The sequence below is a fragment of the Bacillota bacterium genome (assembly GCA_023511485.1).
Classification (GTDB): domain Bacteria; phylum Actinomycetota; class Aquicultoria; order Aquicultorales; family Aquicultoraceae; genus CADDYS01.
In genome coordinates this window covers 1-2295 of sequence record JAIMBH010000058.1, presented here as the reverse complement: position 1 = coordinate 2295, position 2295 = coordinate 1, and the positions used below count along the sequence as shown (strand labels likewise).

Below are 2295 nucleotides of genomic sequence, written 5' to 3'. Positions count from 1 at the left end.
ACTTAAGACGGTTGTCGGTTTTGACGGGTTGATCGGATAAAGATCGAGCAAAAGAATGCCGCTTGAGCAAAAATTGCAGCTTAAGCGGTATAGGATATGGTTCTTTTGTAAGGGTATTTTTCAGGGGGAACTAGTTAGTTGAAACAAGTAGCTGTAAGCAGAACATAGTGACTACCCTCTGCCCGATAGTCTTGCTTTTACTACCGTACTTCACCGGTTTCTTTAGGTTTATCGCCGCCATCGTCGTAAGTAGCTGAATCTCGATGGAGTTAACCCCTTGCGCCGGACAAAAAGATAAGACACTCTTGAGTCAGAAAGGAGTATCTTAAATGTCTGGCACCAAACGAAAATTTATCCCTGAATTTAACTGCAAGTTCTCTTAAGAAGCTGATGCTGGGGTTTCTGCGGCTGAACTCTGCCGCCGCTATGAGATCACATCTGGGATGTTTTACCGCTGGAAGCGCCAGCTTAAATCTGCCCCGAAGAACCCATTTCCTGGCAAGGACTCAAGAAATACCGAGAGAGCCAAGAAGGCCGAGATGGAGCGCCTCATCGACAAACAAACAATAGAGATCGATTTTTAAAAAACGCATTGAAGTGACTGAAAGAGAGGGAGAGGCAATCTAAATGCTTAATTGATGAATATAGAGGGCGCCTCTTTCTAGCTCGGGCCTGTTAGTTGTTAAAAGTATCAACAAGCGCATATTATGAATGGGCCAAGCGTGAACCAGCAGATACAACTGACAAGAATGCATCTCTTGTAGAGGAGATCAAGAGAATCACGTGAGTTTTCCGGCTACGGCTACAGACGGGTTACCATAGAGCTAAAGAGGCGCAGGGTAAATATTAATCACAAGCGTGTGCCTGCGAATCACGAAGGCCAAGAATCTTATCCAGAAGAAGAAACGAGAGGAAGGTTAAAACTACTGATTCTACCCATGGCCTGCCTGTATATCCGAATCTTGCTAAAGACATTATCTTAACCGATATTAATCAGCTCTGGGTGGCAGATATAACATATATTCGCCTGCACTCTAAAATTCGTATACCTGGCCGCAATACTTGGACATGCTTCTCCAGGAAAACTGTCGGCTTAAGCACTGAGGGACTACCTTAACCATAAACTTTCCCTGGCAGCACTTGAGACTTGCTCTAGCTCGGCGTGATATCAAACCAGGACTTATTCATCACTTGCGACCAGGGAGTGCAGTATGCCTCCCATGATTATGCTGATGCTTTGCAGCAAAACAAGATCCTCATCTCTATGTCATGGGTGGGCAACCCATATGATAACGCCATGGCTTCAATCATTTATGGCAACCTTAAAGAAGAAGGAGGAAGTATATTTATACGAATATGGTATCATATTTGAAGCCCTCTCTCGCATTGGCTACTTCATTGAAGATGTTTACAATAGAAAGAGGCTTCACTCATCTCTTGTCTATCTGTCGCCAGATGAGTTTGAGAGAATGCACGCTACTACGAGAGTCAACTGTTGATTAGTCTTATCTTTTTGTCCGGCACTAGGGGTGCAGTCCAGATAGAGCGAATAAAGCATAGGAAGGTCGATTATGAGATTACCGGTGGCACAATTATTGCTTTTCTTTTATTTTGTTGGTTTAGCAATAACAGCTTTTAAAACAAAGCGCAAATCTATTTGGTTTCTAGTCTTGTTTACTTTGGTATCTCTTATAATTAATATCACACTCTTTTTTACTAATCCAGAACAGATCATTAATAATAAAAGAGGAGCAGCTGGTATTCTTGCTTTTGTTTTCAGGTTTCCCCTCGTGTTATTTCTATTACTTTTTGCCTTGAGTGTTGAAGCTTTCCTTACACGAGAGAAAATTATCATAATTTTGGCTACTCTATCCGTTTTTATTCTGGCACTTTTTGCAATTCTGTTTTCGTCGAGTGGAATGTGATAAGGGATCTAAAAGCAAGGTCTTGAAAATCGGAGGCATTGATGAAAGAAGCAAACCAGAAGCGAATTATTCGCATTATAAATTTTTTAATAATTGCATCGCTGATTAGCTCAAATATCTATTTCTATAACCAAAGCAATTCATTCTTCAAGGAAACGCAAATCTTAGGTAACATGCTTGCGATGGAGAAAGAAAGGCACAGCGGTATCGCTGTAGGTTTTTTTAAGACTGACTGTGTTCCATGTATGGAAGAGCTCTATGTTTTTGGCATCAGACACCGGCCAATCCTACTACCAGCAAGTTTAGCATGGTTTGATCAGGAAAGTGTGCGATTGTGAAAACAGCACTGGGTTACACTGTATTAACTTGC

At 41.7% G+C, this 2295-nt stretch carries 3 protein-coding genes and 1 pseudogene; 3 read left to right on the top strand and 1 reads right to left on the bottom strand.

Annotated elements, in window-relative coordinates; translation table 11 throughout:
• Positions 1-389 precede the first annotated feature (389 nt).
• Together K6T91_11555 and K6T91_11550 are read left to right on the top strand one after the other, a co-directional pair.
• Positions 390-584, top strand: a pseudogene (locus K6T91_11555) (transposase).
• Between the two features lie 702 nt (positions 585-1286).
• Entirely contained in the window at positions 1287-1499 is a 213-nt protein-coding gene (locus K6T91_11550) for a hypothetical protein (protein MCL6473420.1), read from the top strand.
• Between the two features lie 107 nt (positions 1500-1606).
• Here the strand turns inward: K6T91_11550 and K6T91_11545 are convergent, their stop codons facing one another.
• A complete protein-coding gene (locus K6T91_11545) occupies positions 1607-1855 on the bottom strand; it encodes a hypothetical protein (GenBank protein ID MCL6473419.1) in 249 nt (82 codons plus the stop codon).
• 111 nt (positions 1856-1966) lie between these two features.
• Here K6T91_11545 and K6T91_11540 point away from each other — a divergent pair, with 111 nt between their 5' ends.
• Entirely contained in the window at positions 1967-2263 is a 297-nt protein-coding gene (locus tag K6T91_11540; GenBank protein ID MCL6473418.1) for a hypothetical protein, read from the top strand.
• The last annotated feature ends 32 nt before the right edge of the window (positions 2264-2295 follow it).

Excerpts from the sequence above, each read along its gene's own strand:
- K6T91_11550 (MCL6473420.1), top strand. The coding sequence starts at position 1,287 with ATGATAACGCCATGGCTTCAATCATTTATGGCAACCTTAAAGAAGAAG.
- K6T91_11545 (MCL6473419.1), bottom strand. The coding sequence starts at position 1,855 with ATGATAATTTTCTCTCGTGTAAGGAAAGCTTCAACACTCAAGGCAAAA.
- K6T91_11540 (MCL6473418.1), top strand. The coding sequence starts at position 1,967 with ATGAAAGAAGCAAACCAGAAGCGAATTATTCGCATTATAAATTTTTTA.